This is a genomic window from Vibrio sp. V42_P2S4T144, assembly GCF_009904715.1.
Lineage (GTDB): Bacteria > Pseudomonadota > Gammaproteobacteria > Enterobacterales > Vibrionaceae > Vibrio > Vibrio alginolyticus.
The window spans coordinates 1-3,448 of record NZ_WXWS01000046.1 but is presented as its reverse complement, the minus strand read 5'-3'; the positions used below and the strand labels follow the sequence as shown (position 1 = coordinate 3,448).

At 45.1% G+C, this 3,448-nt stretch carries 3 protein-coding genes; 2 read left to right on the top strand and 1 reads right to left on the bottom strand.

The features are described from left to right. Positions 1-3: 3 nt before the first annotated feature. Together yfcC and CAG68_RS01425 are read left to right on the top strand one after the other, a co-directional pair. Positions 4-1,536, top strand: coding sequence for a putative basic amino acid antiporter YfcC (gene yfcC, locus CAG68_RS01430; protein WP_005387492.1), 1,533 nt, complete (start codon positions 4-6; stop codon positions 1,534-1,536). Positions 1,537-1,646: 110 nt separating this feature from the next. Further along, on the top strand, positions 1,647-2,642 hold the full coding sequence (locus CAG68_RS01425; RefSeq protein WP_054574303.1) for a succinylglutamate desuccinylase/aspartoacylase family protein: 996 nt from the start codon (positions 1,647-1,649) through the stop codon (positions 2,640-2,642). A gap of 207 nt (positions 2,643-2,849) precedes the next feature. On the opposite strand, the gene CAG68_RS01420 is transcribed toward CAG68_RS01425, so the two are convergent. Beyond that, on the bottom strand, positions 2,850-3,383 hold the full coding sequence (locus tag CAG68_RS01420; protein ID WP_005375974.1) for a lipocalin family protein: 534 nt from the start codon (positions 3,381-3,383) through the stop codon (positions 2,850-2,852). Between the last annotated feature and the right edge of the window lie 65 nt (positions 3,384-3,448).

The window sequence follows — 3,448 nt, the reverse complement described above, 5'->3', positions numbered from 1 at the left end:
GTTATGTCTCACACACATGCGCAACCAGCAGACTCGGTTGCTACCCCTAAGTCGTGGCAGATGCCAGATACCCTCATTTTGATCTTCATTGTTGGTATTCTTGCTGCGATTCTTACCTACTTAATTCCTGCTGGTCATTTTGATAGCCAACAGGTGACCTACATGGTCGACGGTGCAGAAAAAACTCGCACAGTTATCGATCCTTCTTCTTTCTCTTATGCAACCGACGAAAACGGTGAACTGGTTTACAACAAGGTTGGCCTGTTTGCTTCTGGTGGTGGCATTGGTCTGATGAACTTCCCTTTCGAAGGGCTAGTTTCTGGCTCTAAATGGGGCAGCGCAATCGGCGTGATTATGTTCATGTTGGTTATCGGCGGTGCTTTCGGCGTTGTAATGCGCACAGGCACAATCGATAACGGTATCCTGCGCCTTATCGATAAGACCAAAGGTAACGAAGCGCTATTCATTCCAGTGCTATTTTTGCTGTTCTCGCTAGGCGGTGCGGTATTTGGTATGGGTGAAGAAGCCGTAGCGTTTGCGATTATTATCGCGCCGCTTATGGTTCGCCTTGGTTATGATGGTATCACTACGGTAATGGTTACCTATGTTGCGACTCAAATTGGCTTCGCTACTTCTTGGATGAACCCTTTTTCCGTAGCTATTGCGCAAGGCATTGCGGGTGTACCTGTTTTATCCGGCATGACAGTACGCATGGGGTTATGGGCTGGCTTTACGTTAATCGGTATCGCTTTCACAATGATCTACGCCGCTCGTGTGAAGTCAAATCCTAAACTTTCTTACAGCCATCGCACAGACCAGTATTTCCGTCAGCAAGAGCTTGGCAATCAAGATTCTCGTTGGAACCTAGGTGACACACTCGTTATCCTTACGGTTATTGCGACCACGGTGTGGGTTGTTTGGGGCGTAGTCGCTAACGCATGGTACATCCCAGAAATCGCGTCTCAATTTTTCACTATGGGCTTTGTTGTCGCGATCATCGGTACGATTTTCCGCCTAAACGGTATGACGCTAAACTGCGCAGCTGATGCATTTAAAGAAGGTGCAGCTATTATGCTTGCACCTGCCCTATTAGTGGGTTGTGCAAAAGGTGTATTGTTGATCCTTGGTGGTGGTACAACTGATGAAGCGAGTGTACTGAACTCAATTCTAAACAGTGCTGGCGGCGTGATTAGCGGGCTTCCTGACGTGGCTGCGGCATGGTTAATGTATGTATTCCAATCTATCTTCAACTTCTTCGTCACTTCGGGCTCTGGACAAGCGGCACTGACGATGCCTCTACTGGCCCCTCTGGCAGACATTGCAGGAGTTACGCGCCAAGTGGCAGTTTTGTCATTCCAACTTGGCGATGGCTTTACTAACGTTATCGTCCCTACTTCGGCATCTCTCATGGCAACGCTTGGTGTCTGCCGTATCGACTGGGGTGACTGGGCAAAATTCTGCTGGCGATTTATTCTATTACTCTTTACCCTATCAAGTATCGTCGTTATCGCAGCTCATATTATGGGTTTTGCGTAAAACGAAACCAATTGGTAATTAAGGCGAGACATGTTCTCGCCTTATTAATATTCATGGTATGACGACGCTAAGGTTTTAGATTAGCTTATGGTTTTGGAGTGGTAACTTTAATGGCAACACAATTTCTCGATGACGTGATTCAAGGTCATCAAGTGATTCAGTCTCTCAATGTAGCAGACCTAAATTCGGGCGAGCATAAGTTTTGGTTTCGCATCGCAACGAATGCTCTCTCTCAGTGGCAACACCTACCTGTGCTAGTGTTCAAAGGTGAAAAACCTGGCAAGAAGATCATGATTACCGCAGGGGTTCATGGTGATGAGTACAATGGTGTGTTAGCAGCGCAGAAAACTGCTCGAGAGCTCATCGGCACTGAAGTCGCTGGTACTGTCACTATTGTTCCAACCATTAACATGCCAGGTATGCTAAACCACAGCCGCGATTTCTATTCCGCAGACCCTGACGCGTCTCCTGCAAACTTAAACCGCTTTTTTCCTGGTGACCAAAACGGCAATGAGGCCCAACGTTACTTATATGCATTGTGGAATGATTTGCTCAAGCCAAATGCTGATTTAGCCATTGACCTTCACACTCAAACCAGTGGTGCGGCCTATCCACTTTACGTGTTTGCAGATTTCCGAATCGAGCAATCATTAGAAATGGCTCGTCTCATTAATCCTGATGCGATTTTAAATGATCCTGGAGATGCTGGCGTCCTTGAAACGGTTTGGAATAACCATGGTGTCCCAAGCATTACAGTTGAAGTAGGTATGGGGCGATACACCGAGCAAGAACTTATCAGTCGAACTGTAACAGGCATTTTTAATGTGCTGAAAAAGCATAACATTGTTGAAGGTGATATGGACCCTATTACGTCATGCTTGGAAGGAAACGAAATCGTCAGTGTGAAAGCGACACACGGCGGCTTTGTACTGCCTCATGTCAGTTTGATGAATTTTGTCGAGCAAGGCCAACTTCTTGCGATTCAATACGACAGCTTTGGCGCTGAGATTAAACGCTACACCGCCCCAACAAGCGGCACAGTACTTAGCCACAATGTTGAATCTATTCGAGCACCAGGTTCCCTGATCGTTCGTTTGATTAAGTAAACCATAACCGTTTGTTGATAGATCAACCTTTCGACGCTCACTCAAATTTATATAAGCCCCATCACGAGTAATCACAAATGATGGGGCTATATCCATTTTGACCACATTAAGTTACGCGGTAACAAATTACTGTTAAGCGAAATGACAAACTGAGCTCTTAATTAGGAAGCTTCCCCTCTGTCCGCTTTTTCAGCCACGCTGATGAACTTAAAGCTGTCTTTGTTTCTCTTGTTCAACAAAAATGAGCTCGTCTATAGCGAAACCTTTCTCTTTAGCTACGTACTTAAAGCGCTCCACTACTTTCTCATCAACGTTAGGCGTTCTAGACAATAGCCACAAATAGTCGTGGTTGTAACCGGAAACAAACGCATAGTTATAGTTTTCACCTAGCTCAAAAACAATGTAAGAAGAGTATATTGGCCCAAAAAAGGAAACCTTTAAGTGTCCAACCGTTTTATCTTCAACAAAATAAGCTTTGCCTTCAGCTTCTGACCACTGTCGCTCTTCTTCGGAATATCCACGGTTTATCACCTTAACCCCACCATCCTCGCGAACCTGATACTCAGCGGTAACGTTGGATAAGCCTCGCTCAAATGAATGGTCTAGGCGTGCAATTTCGTACCACTTACCTAGATATGGCTCTAAATCGAAATTATTGACGGGTTCCACCCCATCCGGCTTCGAGGTACAACCAAATAAAGTTGCAAGTGACAAAAGTAAAAATATTTTTATCGATTTCATACAACACCTAAATTTTAATTAGTGATTGATTTTACTCTAGAAGATAACAAATCGATCACTAAGCC

What these genes read in the sequence shown, in the direction of transcription:
- yfcC (WP_005387492.1), top strand. Translation starts at nt 4, where the DNA reads ATGTCTCACACACATGCGCAACCAGCAGACTCGGTTGCTACCCCTAAG.
- CAG68_RS01425 (WP_054574303.1), top strand. Translation starts at nt 1,647, where the DNA reads ATGGCAACACAATTTCTCGATGACGTGATTCAAGGTCATCAAGTGATT.
- CAG68_RS01420 (WP_005375974.1), bottom strand. Translation starts at nt 3,383, where the DNA reads ATGAAATCGATAAAAATATTTTTACTTTTGTCACTTGCAACTTTATTT.